The 15,958-nt window shown below is 43.1% G+C and carries 14 protein-coding genes; 9 read left to right on the top strand and 5 right to left on the bottom strand.

Going from position 1 to position 15,958, the window contains the following annotated elements; translation table 11 throughout:
* Positions 1–98: 98 nt before the first annotated feature.
* The gene (locus tag OCU56_RS09575) at positions 99–395 is read right to left on the bottom strand and encodes a DUF3301 domain-containing protein (protein WP_261873009.1); all 297 of its coding nucleotides are present in this window, start codon (positions 393–395) and stop codon (positions 99–101) included.
* Positions 396–1,439: a DUF3549 family protein gene (locus tag OCU56_RS09570; protein ID WP_261873008.1), complete on the bottom strand. Its 1,044-nt coding sequence runs from the start codon at positions 1,437–1,439 to the stop codon at positions 396–398.
* Between the two features lie 80 nt (positions 1,440–1,519).
* On the opposite strand from OCU56_RS09570, the gene OCU56_RS09565 reads away from it, so the two are divergent.
* From OCU56_RS09565 to OCU56_RS09555, 3 genes are read left to right on the top strand one after another with little or no spacing between them, the layout of a single operon-like run.
* Positions 1,520–1,837: a YqcC family protein gene (locus OCU56_RS09565; RefSeq protein ID WP_261873007.1), complete on the top strand. Its 318-nt coding sequence runs from the start codon at positions 1,520–1,522 to the stop codon at positions 1,835–1,837.
* The gene (gene truC / locus OCU56_RS09560; RefSeq protein ID WP_261873006.1) at positions 1,838–2,578 is read left to right on the top strand and encodes a tRNA pseudouridine(65) synthase TruC; all 741 of its coding nucleotides are present in this window, start codon (positions 1,838–1,840) and stop codon (positions 2,576–2,578) included.
* Positions 2,579–2,635: 57 nt separating this feature from the next.
* Positions 2,636–3,838, top strand: a complete 1,203-nt coding sequence (locus OCU56_RS09555; RefSeq protein WP_261873005.1) for an IS256 family transposase — start codon at positions 2,636–2,638, stop codon at positions 3,836–3,838.
* Between the two features lie 102 nt (positions 3,839–3,940).
* Here the strand turns inward: OCU56_RS09555 and OCU56_RS09550 are convergent, their stop codons facing one another.
* Positions 3,941–4,324, bottom strand: coding sequence for a DUF3461 family protein (locus OCU56_RS09550; protein ID WP_261873004.1), 384 nt, complete (start codon positions 4,322–4,324; stop codon positions 3,941–3,943).
* A gap of 138 nt (positions 4,325–4,462) precedes the next feature.
* A complete protein-coding gene (gene glnD, locus OCU56_RS09545; RefSeq protein WP_261874802.1) occupies positions 4,463–7,087 on the bottom strand; it encodes a bifunctional uridylyltransferase/uridylyl-removing protein GlnD in 2,625 nt (874 codons plus the stop codon).
* A 194-nt stretch (positions 7,088–7,281) separates the two neighbouring features.
* On the opposite strand from glnD, the gene OCU56_RS09540 reads away from it, so the two are divergent.
* A complete protein-coding gene (locus OCU56_RS09540; RefSeq protein ID WP_261873003.1) occupies positions 7,282–10,413 on the top strand; it encodes an HD domain-containing phosphohydrolase in 3,132 nt (1,043 codons plus the stop codon).
* A gap of 208 nt (positions 10,414–10,621) precedes the next feature.
* On the opposite strand, the gene map is transcribed toward OCU56_RS09540, so the two are convergent.
* The gene (map, locus tag OCU56_RS09535; protein ID WP_261873002.1) at positions 10,622–11,512 is read right to left on the bottom strand and encodes a type I methionyl aminopeptidase; all 891 of its coding nucleotides are present in this window, start codon (positions 11,510–11,512) and stop codon (positions 10,622–10,624) included.
* Positions 11,513–11,858: 346 nt separating this feature from the next.
* On the opposite strand from map, the gene rpsB reads away from it, so the two are divergent.
* From rpsB to OCU56_RS09510, 5 genes are all read left to right on the top strand, one after another.
* Positions 11,859–12,590, top strand: a complete 732-nt coding sequence (gene rpsB / locus OCU56_RS09530; RefSeq protein ID WP_261873001.1) for a 30S ribosomal protein S2 — start codon at positions 11,859–11,861, stop codon at positions 12,588–12,590.
* 130 nt (positions 12,591–12,720) lie between these two features.
* Complete coding sequence (gene tsf, locus OCU56_RS09525; protein ID WP_261873000.1) at positions 12,721–13,563, top strand: translation elongation factor Ts; 843 nt, start codon at positions 12,721–12,723, stop codon at positions 13,561–13,563.
* Positions 13,564–13,750: 187 nt separating this feature from the next.
* Positions 13,751–14,482, top strand: coding sequence for a UMP kinase (gene pyrH, locus OCU56_RS09520; protein ID WP_261872999.1), 732 nt, complete (start codon positions 13,751–13,753; stop codon positions 14,480–14,482).
* Positions 14,483–14,539: 57 nt separating this feature from the next.
* Positions 14,540–15,097, top strand: coding sequence for a ribosome recycling factor (gene frr / locus OCU56_RS09515; RefSeq protein ID WP_261872998.1), 558 nt, complete (start codon positions 14,540–14,542; stop codon positions 15,095–15,097).
* A 96-nt stretch (positions 15,098–15,193) separates the two neighbouring features.
* Entirely contained in the window at positions 15,194–15,949 is a 756-nt protein-coding gene (locus OCU56_RS09510) for an isoprenyl transferase (RefSeq protein WP_261872997.1), read from the top strand.
* Positions 15,950–15,958 lie beyond the last annotated feature (9 nt).

The raw sequence follows: 15,958 nt of genomic DNA, 5'->3' as shown, positions 1-15,958 counted from the left end.
ATTGAACGAGTTACGGTCATCCTATCGAAATCATTATCGCGAGTACACCCTCACACAAAGAGTTGTCACGATAATGATGTTCTAGGACCTATAACAGGCTACATGCGATGAGGTTGGGTGTGGAAATGGGTCATCCTCAAGCCTTGCATGGTCAGTTCGCCGTGATAGCAATCATCGCCTAATGCCGAGAACTCAAAAGCAAACACCGTATGCCAACCCCATTTACCATTAGGGTAGCGAATTTTGTGCGATCCTGATGAGATACTAACAACTTGCAGATCTAACTGTTTGCAATGGCGTTGAATGGCCCCTTTAGCAAATTCAGCTTGTCTTCTATGTTGCCAAAATAACGTCACAAAAATAACCAGCCCAAGTATGGCAAACAGGTGATCCATCTAACGTTGTCCCTTAGTATTCTTTTGCAAATTAATCAGTGCGTTGGCTAACTTTTGTGATGGCGCTTGATGCAACATAGGCAGTATTACCATGCGCAATTTTGGTTGCATAACAAGGTCGGCAAACAGTTGATTGAACAAGGCTTGATTATTGGTTTCTGCTAAGCGAATTAAGAATTGCTCGGCCAGTGCACTGTCTTGCAGTGGTTGCCAGCAACGGCCTGCAATGGCGATCAACACTTCTTGGTGACAGTATTTACTTTCGGAAAGAATGGAGGTGATCAGTGACGTCAGTTTATTGCCTTTATCGCCTGATAGGGCGCGGGCTAATGCGGATAATAGGAATAAATCGCAGTCAGGATTGTTCAGTTGCTCTAGGGCTAGGTCATACAAACGGTTCGCTAAAGAAGCGCTGATATCGCAGTGTTCTAAGGCACCTAATAACCCATACAGTGGTTGAGAAGGCAGATGCGAGAGGCTTTTTTTCACCATCAGCTCGTTGTCGGGCTCTTTCAAGCGAGCACAAATGTCGGTAATGCCTTGTAAGCCAACGGTTTGCCAATTGCTCCAGCCTAAGCTGCCATTAAAATACGTTAGGGCGTGGGCGTAATATTGGCTGGCTGATAACTCAAGCTCAGCGCTTACTTGGCTATTAAATACTGCAAGCTTGTCTTCCTTAGGTTTAAAAGTGTAAGGGTTGCTTGCCAGTTGTTCTTGAACTTCCTCACTGAGCTCTTTTTGTAGCCTTGAGCCCATAGCCTCAAGAACAAACTTAATAAAATTGCCAATGTCGGTGGCGCTAAGAAGGCCGCGTTCATCAAGATCAAATTTTAAAAACCAAATCCAAGGTTGTTTTTGCTCATTCCAATAAGTGATGGCAAATTGAGCTTGGCGTTGAATGGGGTATGGGTAGGCTTGTCTTCCCAGTTCAATGCTCTCAAATTCCTCATTTGGGATAAGCTCGATACGACGACCTAAGTCATGCACCTTAAATTGACAGCGACTGTCGTTCAAAATTTGGGTCAGTGTTGAAATGTTTTCCATTTGCCTGCATCTTATTAGCTCATACTCTCCCTATAACATGGTAATCTTGCGCCGAATTTCAAGAGCAAATGAGAAATACCTTGAATACAGATCCCAAACAGATACAAAAATTGCTATTACTGACCCAACGAGCCCTAAATAGAGCCGATTTATGGGAACAAAATAGCCCCCCCTTAGGGGCATTGGCGAGCACTCAACCTTTTGCCATTGATACCTTGCGTCCAGAGCAGTGGCTGCAGTGGGTTTTTATTCCCAAAATGAGTGACTTAATTCGTGCAGGACAAGGTTTACCATCCGGGTTTGCTATTGCCCCTTATTTTGAGCAAGCTTGTGCTGAAGATTCACGGTGGGATGAGGTCATTGCTGTGCTAAGAAAAATTGATGAGGTGTGTGGTTAAATGCTAGAGATTATTTTTCAAGATGAATACATAGTAGCGGTAAATAAACCTGCGGGAATGTTGGTGCACCGCTCTTGGCTCGATAAACATGAAACCCAATTTGTTATGCAAACATTGCGTGACCAAATTGGTCAACATGTGTTTCCGCTACACCGCTTAGATCGTCCTACTTCAGGGGTGCTGGTGTTTGCATTATCCAGTGAAGTGGCTTCACAAATGATGCCGATGTTTGCAGAACATCAGATGCAAAAAACCTATCATGCGATTGTGCGTGGTTGGATTGAAGAAGGGGATAGATTGGATTATGCCCTTAAAGTGGAATACGACAAGATTGCCGATAAATTTGCCAATAAAGAAAAAGAAGCACAACAGGCGATAACCGATTATAAGCCACTGGCTAAAGTGGAGGTGCCGTATTCTACAGGGCGCTTTGCTACTTCTCGTTACTGCTTAATGGAGTTGCAACCATTAACGGGGCGTAAGCATCAATTGCGTCGTCATATGAAGCACCTACGTCATCCGATTGTTGGGGATACCACCCATGGTGATGGAAAGCATAACCGGCTATTCAAAGAGAACCTTGCTAGTGACCGCTTACTTTTGCATGCATCAACTCTGGAGTTTGAACATCCATTTACTGGAGTGCATTTAGTATTACAGGCGCGCTTTGATGAGACTTGGTGTCAGCTTATTGAGCAATTTGAATGGCAATCGGCATTTAACGCCAATTGTACTAAATAGCGGTAGCGTTCAAAGTTCTGTGTCATTTCAGTAGAATATCCAAAACAGGAGTGACACATGACCCAACCATTTGATTTTGACCAAGCGCTTAAAGCACTTCAAGCAGGAAAAAGCCTTACGGGTAAAGACAGTGTACTTGGCCCACTTATCAAGCAACTTACTGAAGCTGCTCTGACTGCTGAGTTAGAGCTGCATCTTGAGAACGATCCCATCTCTAACCGCAAGAATGGTAAAACATCAAAAACAATCAAACATCCTTCAGGTAGCTTTGAACTCGATGCTCCAAGAGATAGAAACGGCACTTTTGAACCACAGCTCATTAAAAAGGGGCAAACAACATTAACTGATGAGATAGACCGTAAAATTCTCTCCATGTTTAGCATGGGCATGAGCTACCGAGATATCAATAAACACGTTGAGGATATGTACGGCATTAACGTCTCAAGTGGCACAATAAATAGTGTTACAGATAAGCTTATTCCTGAGCTTAAAGCTTGGCAGCAACGCCCCTTAGACAGCCATTATCCAATAGTTTGGCTTGATGCTATTCACTATAAAGTCAAAGAGGATGGCCGTTATATCAGCAAGGCTGTTTACACGATTTTAGCGTTGAACATGCAAGGTAAGAAAGAAATATTAGGGCTTCATTTATCAGAAAATGAAGGGGCTAACTATTGGTTATCTGTGCTGACCGACCTGCATAATCGTGGTGTTAAGGATATCTTAATTGCTTGTGTCGATGGGTTAACAGGTTTCCCTGAGGCGATAGCGACTATCTTCCCAGAAACAGAAACCCAGCTGTGCGTAATCCACCAAATCCGTAATTCCATGAAGTATGTCGCCTCAAAAAATCAGAAAGCCTTTATGGCGGATTTGAAGCCTGTTTATCGAGCGGTAAGTAAAGAAGCAGCTGAGCTTGCACTTGATGAACTAGAAGCCAAGTGGGGGGACATATACCCACTGGTCATCAACTCATGGCGCAGAAAGTGGAATAATCTCTCGCATTACTTTAAATATCCAGAGCATATACGCAAGGTGATTTACACGACTAATGCGGTTGAGGCCGTCCACCGTCAATTTAGAAAGCTGACTAAAACAAAGGGCGCGTTCCCTAACGAAAATAGCTTGTTGAAGCTACTTTATGCTGGCATATTGAATGCGTCTGAAAAATGGACAATGCCAATCCATAATTGGAGCCTTTGTTTATCCCAGTTAGCCATTTATTTTGAAGGGCGTTTAGACAGCGTGCTAGAAATTTAAAAATTAGCCTGACACAGAATATTGAACGCCCTCTAAATAGCGGGTCATTTTAGTTTGTTAAAAAGCTCATACATGATGTATGAGCTTTAATAATAAAAAGGTTTATTTGAGCTTTTCTAAATCGCCTTCTATTTCTTTTATTTTACTGGCGACGACTTTTTCTAAATGACGAAGATCGGACAGAATCTTCTGTTTTAGATCAACATCTTTGGACTGAATCGGCTTTGTTAGCAGGTTTAGTTCATCAATGACTAAGGTTAAATTTCGATTCACTTCCGTTTTATTTCTATATTGACCACTGCCGTCATCAATTAATACACTTTTGATTTTTCTGGGATATTTAAACTTAACACTTTTTGCAAACAGCTCGCCTTTTTGCTTTTTAAAGTAGATTTTTAGCACGTCTTTTTGTGCCTCTTGGCGCAAAGAGTAGTGTTCTATTTGCTCTAGTTCGTTAATTCCCAACCCGGTTAGGTGTGGATACATAGGCACCTCGGTAATCAAATATGATAAACATGTTTAATAAATCGCTATAGGAGAGTTTCTCCATACTCAGTGCCAATCTAGCAGGGAATCCGTTTGTTAGGTAGTTGATTCCCATACAAGTCTGCACTCATTCACACTTTAATGTGGCGCGAGCTCGGATAAGTTTTCAATGAGTTTACCGCGCAAGGTTTCTTGTAGTTCAGTATCGAGTTTATTGCCTTCAGGAGAGGTGATAATAAACAGATCTTCGGCTCGTTCACCTATGGTGGTGATTTTGGCTGCATGTAAATGCAAATCAAGTTCGGCAAAGGTGGCCCCGACCGCGGCCAGTAGCCCAGGGGTGTCTAGCGCCACTAGTTCCATCAGTGTCTGTTTGGCATTTTTGGTTTCAATAAATTCGGTACGGGTTTTAACCTTAAAGTGAACGAGGTTACGTGGGGTGCGTCGGGTTTTAATTTTGGTTAAGCGACCGTCTTTGATGACATTTTGCAGTTGCTTAATAATGCTTTGGTGTCGGTACTCTTCTAAGGGTTGGTTGTTTTGCTCTAATATGATGAAGGTATCTAAAATGTACCCATCCCGGCTGACCATGACTTGAGCATCATGCACATTAAAATTTCTGCGATCCAACTCCGCTACAACACTGGCAAATAACACCGGCTGATCTTTGGTGTAGACAAATAGTTCAGTGCCCCCTCGAGTGGGCTGAGGGTTGATGAGGATGAGTGGCGAGTTAGGATCTTTTTGATGCAAGATTGCCTGTGCGTGCCAAGCTAATTGCTGTGGTGTATGACGTAAAAAATAATCGGCTTTAAAGCGCTGCCAAAGCACTTCAATTTCTCTTGGAGTAAACCCTTGGCTTCTTAATACCGCAGAGGCTTGTTGCTGATTGTGTCTAATTCTATCTCTTACATCCACAGGGTGTTCTAAACCGCGACGTAATGCTCGTTGCGTTGAGTAAAAAAGCTCAGCAAGAAGGGAACGTTTCCAGCTGTTCCAAAGCTCTGGGTTGGTGGCACAAATATCGGCGACTGTTAAGCAAACAAGAAACTCAAGGTATTCTTCTGTTTTCACTTTTTTAGCAAATTCAGTAATAACATCAGGGTCTTGTATATCTCGCTTCTGCGCGGTAACTGACATTAGTAAGTGATTCCTCACCAACCAAGAAACCAGTTTGGCCTCAGGTTTAGATAAATCATGTTCGATGCAGAAATCGTAAGCTTCACTTTCGCCAATGACCGAGTGGTCGCCACCTCGCCCTTTGCCAATATCGTGGAAAATAGCGGCTATGATGAGCAGTTCAGGCTTTTGAATGCGAGGTAACACTTCGCAGCAAATGGGGTGTTTTTGTCTATTTTCAGCAAAGCCAAAACTGTGGATGTGTTTGAGCAATCGCATACTGTGCTCATCAACCGTGTACACATGAAAGAGGTCAAATTGCATTTGCCCCACAATATGACTCCACTGCGGTAAGTAGGCCGACAGCACTCCTAACTGATGCATTAAGCTGAATGCTTTAGTGAGGCAGTTAGGGTGTTTAACCAGCAGCATAAACTTTTCACGCGCTTCGGGAATAACATGTAGAAAACGATTTAAGCGTCGTCTCGCTGTACGCAACTGACGCAAAGTAGGGGGCGCAACTCCGGTAATACTGGAGTCATTGGCTATGTGGATCAGCATGTCCAAAATCGTATCGGGACGAGCTTGAAATAGTGCAGGTTTTCGCGCCTCTATAAGGGGACCACGACGTTGAAAATCGTCATTAATGATTTCGGCAGGAAGTAATCGGCCTTGATTGAGGATAGCTTGGTCGAACATCTTGAGTAGCATTTTATTGAGTTCGATGATGCGACGTAAGGTGCGGTAGAACTCTTTCATCATTCGCTCTACGGGTTGATTGCGTTCACCGGTAAAGCCGAGGTTTTCTGCCACTTTGGCTTGATAAGCAAATGATAAGCGGTTGTCATAACGTTTGAGTTCTATGTGCAGGGCGAAACGAATATCCCATAGGAAATTTTGACACTCTTGCAACTCTCTGTATTCAGCGTCGGTAAGAAAGCCATGATGGCTCATTTCCAATAGTGATGTAGCACCAAAGTGGCGTCTTGCTACCCAACTTAAAGTATGGATGTCGCGTAATCCGCCTGGGCTAGATTTGATATCGGGTTCAAGGTTATACCCTGTATCATGGTAGCGAGCGTGTCGCTCTTTTTGCTCTTCTAATTTAGCTTGATAAAAGACTGCACTGGGCCAAAACTCATCAGAATCAATGTGATTTCGCAAGCTTTGATAGCCGTCTTGACTACCACAAATGAGACGAGATTCTTGCAGGTTAGTGGCAACGGTTAAATCTTGTTTGCCCACTTCGATACACTCTTTAGTGCTGCGTACCGCATGGCCAACCTCAAGTTTTAAATCCCATAATAAAGTAACAAACTCACTGATGGTGGGAATCCACTCTTCTTTTAAAGTGCGTTTAGAGAGAATGAGGATGTCGATATCGGAGAGGGGGTGCAGTTCACCACGGCCATAGCCACCTACAGCTACTAGACTTAAACCTTCCACATGATGGAACCCAAAGTATGTCCATAGGCGTTCCAATAGGGCGTCCATAAAATCACTTCGTTGTTCGACAAGTTCGGTGATGGGACAGCGCTCAAAGAAGGTGCGCTTTTGTTGATCACCAAAATCTTGCAATAGTGCCCTAAGAGTTTGAATATTGAGTTGTTCATCGGAGAGTTGAGTGGGTGAGAGAGCATCGATATTTGGCACGCACTAAGTCCTTTTATGCATTGGGGTCGCTACATTTGATATTTCCTGATTTTGCAGTTAATGGCAAGATAAAGATTATTTTTTAAATGCATAAATATTATTCGCTATAAAAAACCATAATATTCAGACACTTTGCAAAAAATTGTTCTAACCTAAACAAAGGTGTAATTGTGATAGAGGATAAGATGAAAAGGCGTTTTTCGATTAAATTTACGGTGATTAGCCTCTTTATCCTCACCACTTGCATAACCGCCACCGTGGCCATTAGCTTGCAATACTATTTTAGTCGGCAACAAGCGCTGCATACGGCATTGGATAAATACCAAAATATTGCCCATAGCATAGGCTCTGAGGTTAGAGAGTTTGATGAAGTTATTACCAATGTGACTCGACTGCTGTCGGGCCTTGGGCAAGAGTTTGAACAGTTTGATGAAAACCACATAGCAAGAGATGCGTTTGTTAATTTAATGGCTGATAGCCCTATGTTCTACAGCCTGTATTTGGCTCGTGATGATGGGCATTTTTATCAACTGATTAACTTAGACTCCGTTCCGTTGTTGCGCCAGCAGTTATCCGCCACTATTGACGACCGTTGGGTGGTGGTGGAGGTTAAGCAACAAAATGGAGTGAATAAAAAAACCACCTCCTTCTATGACGCCGACTTTCATTTACGAACCAGTGTGAGCGATATCAGTAAATTTGACGCAACCAAGCGACCTTGGTTTATTGGTGCCGCTAAAGTCGATGTATACAAAACCGACCCTTATTTATTTCATAATGTACAGTTGAACGGGCAAACCTACGCTTCGCGCATTAAAAACTCCAAATGGGGGAGTGTGATTGGTATTGACGTGGTGGTGTCTTCACTTTCTCATGAAGTGAAACAGAGCCTAGGTCAGGCGAGAACCAACTTAAAGGCGCAGTTCTTTATTTATGATGAATCGGGTTCCTTAAAATCCTCCTCCCAAGATGATGCTTTTTTAGTGCTACCTAAAGTCACCCCGCTGGCTTTAACTGCAGCGCAACGTAAATTAATTGCCGATTCAGGCAGTATAGAAGTGTCTAACCAAACGGATTGGCCACCGTTAGACTTTGCTGTGTTTGGCAAGCCAACAGGCTACTTTGTAGACATAATGAAAATCGTGTCATTAAAGACGGGCATGTCGTTTAAATTCATTAATGGTTACAGTTGGTTGGAGTTGGTGCAATCCTATAAGCACGGAGATCTTGATATTCTTTCTCCTGTGGCCAATAACAAAACCAATCGCTCCCTTGGTGAGATGAGCGTTCCTTTGGCCCATTTTAACTTTGGCATAGCGTCATTGGATAAAGGGGTGCATAGCCTGCATCAACTACAAGGTAAGCGAGTGGGAATTCTTAAGGGCTGGTCGATCATCAACGAACTAAAAGCGAGTCAGCCACAGATACAAATTGTAGAAATTGATGATTTATATTCAGGATTAAAGTATTTATACAGCGGTGAGTTGGACGCGGTAATGGATTTGTCGGTGATTTTGAAAAGCACCATAGATCAACACTTTTTACATGGGATTTCAGTACAAGAAGACAACCAAGACGGCAAGTTGCATGCCATGAACTCTTTTCACTTAGTGGCGAAAAATCTCTCTCCTAAGCTCATCGATATTATTAATCAAGCCGTAAGCAGCTTGACGCCAAACGAGCGACTTTTCTTAGATATGAAGTGGTTTTCCGATGATAGTCCGAGAAGTGTTGTCCCCTATAAATTTCTGGTTGATGCAGCTAAAGATGAAGAGTTACAAGGCAAGTTGACCAAGTTTAACGTGGGTGAAGATAGTTACTTTGGTTTTGTGCAGCAAATAGATTTGTTTGATCAAGGGCGAGAGTATTTAGGGATCACCGTGCCCGCCGATTCGTTGTTAAAGGCGGCGCTGAGTAACGTGATGGCAGCGACCTTAGGTTCAGCGGCAATATTATTGTTATTGATCCCTCTGTCGCGTATTTTCTCCAATCCCATCATTAATCCTATTTTGGCTCTTATCGAGCAGACAAAAAAAGTTCGTCAGCATCGTTATCTAGACGTCAGTCGTGTCCCAACACGTATCACTGAACTGGACGAGTTGTCGATTTCGGTGAAAACAACAGCATCAGAGCTCGCCGCCTATCAGAAGCAGCAGCAAGGGTTTGTGGATTCCTTTATTCAACTTATTGCCCAGGCTATCGATGACAAGTCCCCTTATACCGCGGGTCATTGTAATCGAGTTCCCGACCTTGCCATTATGTTGGCCGAAAAAGCTGAGAAGGAAGAAAGCAGCGCTTTTGCAGATTTTGAGTTTGCCAATGATGCCCAAAGAAGGGAGTTTAGAATTGCCGCCTGGCTGCATGATTGTGGCAAGATCACCACCCCTGAGCACATCGTCGATAAGGGCTCAAAACTTGAGGCCAATTATAATCGTATTCACGAAATACGCACCCGCTTTGAGGTGATGATTCGCGATCAGATTATTAGCTTCTACCAGCAACAGTCACCACAGCTTGAACCGGAAAAAGATGCTCAGTTACAACAAAATATTGAGCAGTTAAAAGCGGAGTTTGCGGAGGTTGCTAACGCCAACATCGGTGGGGAAGTGATGGAAGATGAAGCCATATCTCGTATCGAAAAAATTGCTCAGAAAACGTGGACTCGTTATCTTGATGACCAATTAGGCTTATCTCCAGAAGAGGAGCGTCACCTTGCTCATTGTAAGGTTTCGTCTTGCACCCCTGCGACAGAAACGTTATTAGCGGATAAACCCCAGCACTTGATCCCTCATCCCCACGACGTCGCCTTTGATGATAGTTTTGAAATAAAAATGGAGATCCCAAGCCATCTTGCTAATCGAGGGGAGGTGTATAACCTTTGTATTGCACGAGGCACTCTAACGGTGGAAGATAGGTTTAAGATTAATGAGCATATTGTAAGTACCATCAAAATGTTAGAGAGGATGCCGTTTCCTGAAGAACTCTCTAAAGTGCCCCGTTATGCCTCCACCCACCATGAAACAATGAAGGGCACGGGATACCCAAGAAAACTGCACAGAGAGCAGCTGAGCATTCCAGAGCGCATTTTAGCACTGGCTGACGTATTTGAAGCATTAACTGCGGCAGATAGGCCTTATAAAAAGGCGAAAACCTTAAGTCAATCTTTGAAAATAATGAAGTTTATGGTGCTTGATGAACATTTGGACAGGGATGTGTATCGCCTGTTTTTGCGCAGTGAAATCTATCGCATTTATGCGGAAAAATATTTAGCACCAGAGCAAATCGATGAGATAAATGTTGAGGAATATTGGGTGTAATTGGGTTGTGAGTGGTATTACTATGTAGGGCCTAGTTACCTAGGCCCTAAAGCACAATTTACTTGTCATACCATCACACTAAGTAAGTGATCAGAAATAGCGCAGGAAAAACGCTCGAAAACAAGGCAGAATTTTTCCATAAGTAGTGATTCTACAATCAAAAATTCTAACGCAGTTATCGAGTATTTTAACAGGCTAGAATGCCCCGTTATTTAGTATGATTGGTATTATTCATCAGGCGTGGGATGGATTCCTCACTGCGTAGAGTCAGAACTTCACAACCCTCTTTGGTGACGACAATGGTGTGCTCCCATTGGGCCGAGTTTTTGCTATCACCTGTGTATACTGTCCAATCGTCATTGGCATCGATAGTACAACCAAATTTACCCGCGTTAATCATAGGTTCAATGGTAAAGCACATACCTTCTTTTAATACGCGACGGTCAAAGTTTTTGTAGTGCACGACTTGAGGCTCTTCATGGAACTCGTTGCCGATACCATGACCACAGAAATCTTTAACAATAGAGAACTTATTACGTGGGTTCTTTTTATTATTGTCTTTGATGTACTTTTCAATAGTGGTACCTATTTGACCCACAGTTGCACCAGGTTTCACTTGCTTCATCGCTAAATAAAGTGCTTCTTGAGCCACCATGCATAAACGCTTATCCGCAGGCGCGACGTCACCAATCAAAAACATTTTTGATGTGTCCCCATGATAACCCTCTGGACGCGTGCTGAGATCGGCATTGGCATCGTCTGGGATGATGACAGTGATATCGATATTGACAATATCGCCGTTTTTCAGAACCGCTGGTTTTTTCTGTCCGTTACTACCCACCTCATCTTCACTGGCAGGAATGCCGTGACAAACAATATGGTTGATTGACGTACAGATAGACTTAGGGAACCCGTGGTAATCTAATGGGGCGGAGTAAGCGCCATTTTCTAGGGTAAATTCGTGACAAAGAGTGTTTAACTCCTCCGTCGTTACCCCTTCTTTGACATGTGGGGCGATCATCTCTAAAACGTCGGCTGCTAATTTACCTGCAACGCGCATTTTTTCGATTTCAGCTTCAGTTTTAATTTTTATCGACATGCTGTACTCAGTTTAACTCTTGCTACAATTGCCTTTATTCTAACAACACTGTGCATACTCGCAAATGAAAATAACTCTCGGCAAGAGACAGCTTTAGTCCTTTACAGTAAATAAACACGATATTACTGGCGCAATCTGTAATAAATATGGTATAAAGCGCGCCGAGATAGAATCCATTTTCTTCCTATTTTAGATAGGGCGAGGTGGTTATCTATCTCACTTACTTATTACTTAAATCACACACATTTCGTCACATGTTTCGGGGTGCTTCATTATTTGATGTTCAAATAACGGGAGTCGAAACCATGGGGAATGTGGAGGCCTAACCCCAATAGAGGATTATAAAATGGCAACTGTATCAATGCGCGATATGCTTAAAGCTGGTGTTCACTTCGGTCACCAGACTCGTTACTGGAACCCAAAAATGAAGCCATTCATCTTTGGTGCTCGTAACAAAGTACATATCATCAACCTAGAAAAAACGGTTCCTATGTTCAACGAAGCTCTAACTGAGCTTGCTAAAGTTGGCGAGAAAAAAGGTAAAGTTCTTTTCGTTGGTACTAAACGCGCTGCATCTGAAGCTGTTAAAGAAGCTGCTATCGCAAGCAACCAATTCTACGTTAACAACCGCTGGTTAGGCGGTATGCTAACAAACTACAAAACTGTTCGTCAGTCTATCAAGCGTCTAAAAGAACTTGAATCTCAAGCTCAAGACGGTACTTTTGAGAAACTAACTAAGAAAGAAGCTCTAATGCGTACTCGCGAAATGGAGAAGCTTGAGAAATCTCTTGGTGGTATCAAAGATATGGGCGGCCTACCAGACGCTCTATTCGTAATCGACGCTGATCACGAGCACATCGCAGTTAAAGAAGCAAACAACCTAGGTATCCCTGTATACGCTGTTGTAGATACTAACTCTGATCCAGACGGTGTTGATTTCATCATCCCTGGTAACGACGATGCAATCCGCGCGGTACAACTTTACCTAAACGCTGTTGCACTATCTGTGACTGAAGGTCGTAACAAAGACGTTGCTACTGCTGCAGACAAAGACGGTTTCGTAGAAGAAGCTGAATAATAGCGGCTCCAAGTCACATTTAGTTATTTGCTGATAATTAATCAGTAATAAACTAAATGCTAGTATGTATCAGGGGCCCCAATTTAGGCCCCTGAATTTTACCTTTTGAATCAAACTTGAGGATTAGAGAATGGCTGTAACTGCTGCTCTAGTAAAAGAACTGCGCGACCGTACTGGCGCAGGTATGATGGACTGTAAGAAAGCGCTGACTGCAACAGACGGCGACATCGAACTAGCTATTGAAAACATGCGTAAATCTGGCGCTGCTAAAGCGGCTAAGAAAGCAGGCAACGTAGCTGCTGAAGGCGCAATCATTGTTAAAGATGCGAACGGCGTAGCTGTTCTTCTTGAAGTTAACTGCCAAACTGACTTTGTAGCTAAAGATGTAAGCTTCAACGCTTTCGCTGACGAAGTAGCTGACGCTGCTCTAGCTTCACAAGCTACAGTTGAAGAACTACAAGCAAAATTCGAAGACACTCGTATTGCTCTAGTAGCTAAAATCGGCGAAAACATCAACATCCGTCGCGTACAATACGTGAAAGGTGCTGCTCTTTCTGCTTACCGTCACGGTACTAAGATTGGTGTTGTTGTTGCTGGTGAAGGCGAAGCTGAAACACTTAAGCACATTGCAATGCACGTTGCTGCTTCTCGTCCAGATTTCCTTAACCCTTCTGACGTTCCAGCTGATGTAGTTGAGAAAGAAAAAGCGGTTCAAGTTGAAATTGCAATGAACGAAGGCAAACCTGCTGAAATCGCAGAGAAAATGGTTGTTGGCCGTATGAAGAAATTCACGGGCGAAATCTCTCTAACAGGTCAAGCATTTGTTATGGAACCAAAGAAAACTGTTGGCGATATTCTTAAAGAACGTAACGCAACAGTAACTGACTTTGTTCGCCTAGAAGTAGGTGAAGGCATCGAGAAGAAAGCTGAAATGAGCTTTGCTGACGAAGTAGCTGCAGTTCAAAAAGGTTAATTAATAACCTTAGCGAAATATTAAAGACCGTAGCTAACGCTGCGGTCTTTTTACGAATAGGTATAAATTTAGCCGTTAAGAATTGGGATTTACTCCTAGATAACTAAGGAATATGATTCCTTAAGTGGGAACACTAAGTCTTTATTCTCAACTGTTAATCAATGAACTCTTTTAGAAGGTATACTTCATGACTACAAATCCTAAACCAGCATATCAGCGTATTCTATTAAAACTGAGTGGTGAGGCCCTGCAAGGTTCAGAAGGTTTTGGTATCGACCCAACCATTCTTGAGCGTATGGCTCAGGAAATAAAAGAGTTGGTTGAATTAGGTGTTGAAGTGGGTGTGGTTATCGGTGGTGGTAACCTGTTCCGCGGTGCAGGTCTTGCTGAAGCGGGTATGAACCGCGTAGTAGGCGATCACATGGGTATGCTAGCAACAGTAATGAATGGCCTGGCTATGCGTGATGCACTGCACCGAGCTTATGTAAATGCACGTGTTATGTCGGCAATCCAATTAAAAGGTGTTTGTGACGACTATAACTGGGCGGATGCGATTCGCGAATTGCGTCATGGCCGTGTTGTTATTTTCTCAGCAGGTACAGGTAACCCATTCTTCACAACAGATTCAGCTGCGTGTCTTCGCGGTATCGAAATTGAAGCGGATCTTGTATTAAAAGCGACAAAAGTTGACGGCGTATACAATGCTGACCCTGCAACGAACCCAGACGCTGAACTTTACAGCAACTTAACGTACAATGAAGTCCTAGATAAAGAACTTAAAGTGATGGATCTAGCCGCATTCACATTGGCTCGTGATCACAACATGCCTATTCGTGTATTTAATATGAACAAGCCAGGCGCATTGCGTCGCGTGGTAATGGGTGAAGCTGAAGGTACACTGATCAGCAACGCGGAATAATCGCCCTAGCACTATTTATGATGGTCATTAGACCTTGACAATTTCAAAGGTGAAATCGTGATTAACGAAATCAAACAAGACGCGCAACAGCGCATGGAAAAAAGCGTAGAAGCGCTAAAAAACACACTGTCAAAAGTGCGTACTGGTCGTGCACACCCAAGTCTTCTATCGGGTCTATCCGTTGAGTACTATGGTGCACCAACGCCTCTAAACCAAGTGGCTAACGTGGTTGCTGAAGATGCTCGTACTCTTGCTATTACTGTATTTGACAGAGAACTAGCGCCAAAAGTAGAAAAAGCCATTCTTCAATCTGATCTAGGTTTAAACCCTATGTCTGCAGGTACGGTAATTCGTGTACCGCTTCCACCACTAACAGAAGAACGTCGTAAAGATCTGGTTAAGATCGTTCGCGGTGAAGCTGAAGGTGCTCGCGTTGCAGTACGTAATATTCGTCGTGATGCTAACAGTGATTTTAAAGCACTACTAAAAGACAAAGAAATCTCTGAAGATGAAGATCGTAAAGCACAAGACGAGATTCAGAAGCTGACTGATGCTGCGGTTAAGAACGTTGATGAAGTTCTTGCTGCCAAAGAAAAAGAGTTGATGGAAGTTTAAAAACTTACAATCAACTGATTCTTAAAACGTTGCACCTACAGTGCAGCGTTTTTTTCTGCTATTATCTCCCACCTGTTAATTATTCCTTACTTCTTTATGTCTGATGCATCAATAACACCAAGCTCAATTCCTCAGCACATTGCTATCATTATGGATGGAAATGGCCGTTGGGCTAAATCGCATGGTAAACCTCGTGTTTATGGTCACAAGAGAGGCGTCAATGCGGTCAGAAAAACCATAACGGCTGCGGCAAAGTTAGGCATAAAATCCGTAACTTTATTTGCGTTTAGTAGCGAAAACTGGCGTCGCCCTAAAGAAGAAGTCAGTTTGCTGATGGAATTGTTTATCACTCTATTATCAACGGAAGTAAAGCGCCTACACAAAAATGATCTTAAACTGAGAATCATTGGCGATAAAGCGGGCTTTAACTCTCGTTTACAGAAAAAAATCGCAGATGCAGAGCGATTGACACAAGATAATAGTGGGCTTGTGATTAATGTGGCCGCCAATTACGGTGGTAAATGGGATATTGCACAAGCGACTCGACGTATAGCAGAACAAGCGTTACGTGGCGAAATTGATCCTGCCGATATTACCGAGCAGATGATTTCACAACAGGTGTGCCTTGCGGACTTACCCGATGTGGATCTTCTGATCCGTACCAGTGGTGAATCGCGACTGAGTAATTTTTTATTATGGCAAGTGGCTTACGCAGAAATGTATTTTTGTGAGCAGCACTGGCCTGACTTTGATGAAGATAGCTTAGCGGAAGCTATCTCTTGGTACGTTAATCGAGAACGTCGATTTGGTTGTACTGGGGAACAGATCAAAGCACTTATAGACAACAAATAAGGAAACAGC

The sequence above is a fragment of the Vibrio rarus genome (genome assembly GCF_024347075.1).
GTDB classification, from domain to species: domain Bacteria; phylum Pseudomonadota; class Gammaproteobacteria; order Enterobacterales; family Vibrionaceae; genus Vibrio; species Vibrio rarus.
Note: the sequence above shows the minus strand (reverse complement) of the source record. Positions and strands in the feature narration are given on the sequence as shown.

Excerpts from the sequence above, each read along its gene's own strand:
- OCU56_RS09570 (WP_261873008.1), bottom strand. The coding sequence starts at position 1,439 with ATGGAAAACATTTCAACACTGACCCAAATTTTGAACGACAGTCGCTGT.
- truC (WP_261873006.1), top strand. The coding sequence starts at position 1,838 with ATGCTAGAGATTATTTTTCAAGATGAATACATAGTAGCGGTAAATAAA.
- OCU56_RS09510 (WP_261872997.1), top strand. The coding sequence starts at position 15,194 with ATGTCTGATGCATCAATAACACCAAGCTCAATTCCTCAGCACATTGCT.
- OCU56_RS09540 (WP_261873003.1), top strand. The coding sequence starts at position 7,282 with ATGAAAAGGCGTTTTTCGATTAAATTTACGGTGATTAGCCTCTTTATC.
- tsf (WP_261873000.1), top strand. The coding sequence starts at position 12,721 with ATGGCTGTAACTGCTGCTCTAGTAAAAGAACTGCGCGACCGTACTGGC.
- OCU56_RS09550 (WP_261873004.1), bottom strand. The coding sequence starts at position 4,324 with ATGTATCCACACCTAACCGGGTTGGGAATTAACGAACTAGAGCAAATA.
- map (WP_261873002.1), bottom strand. The coding sequence starts at position 11,512 with ATGTCGATAAAAATTAAAACTGAAGCTGAAATCGAAAAAATGCGCGTT.
- rpsB (WP_261873001.1), top strand. The coding sequence starts at position 11,859 with ATGGCAACTGTATCAATGCGCGATATGCTTAAAGCTGGTGTTCACTTC.
- pyrH (WP_261872999.1), top strand. The coding sequence starts at position 13,751 with ATGACTACAAATCCTAAACCAGCATATCAGCGTATTCTATTAAAACTG.
- OCU56_RS09575 (WP_261873009.1), bottom strand. The coding sequence starts at position 395 with ATGGATCACCTGTTTGCCATACTTGGGCTGGTTATTTTTGTGACGTTA.
- OCU56_RS09555 (WP_261873005.1), top strand. The coding sequence starts at position 2,636 with ATGACCCAACCATTTGATTTTGACCAAGCGCTTAAAGCACTTCAAGCA.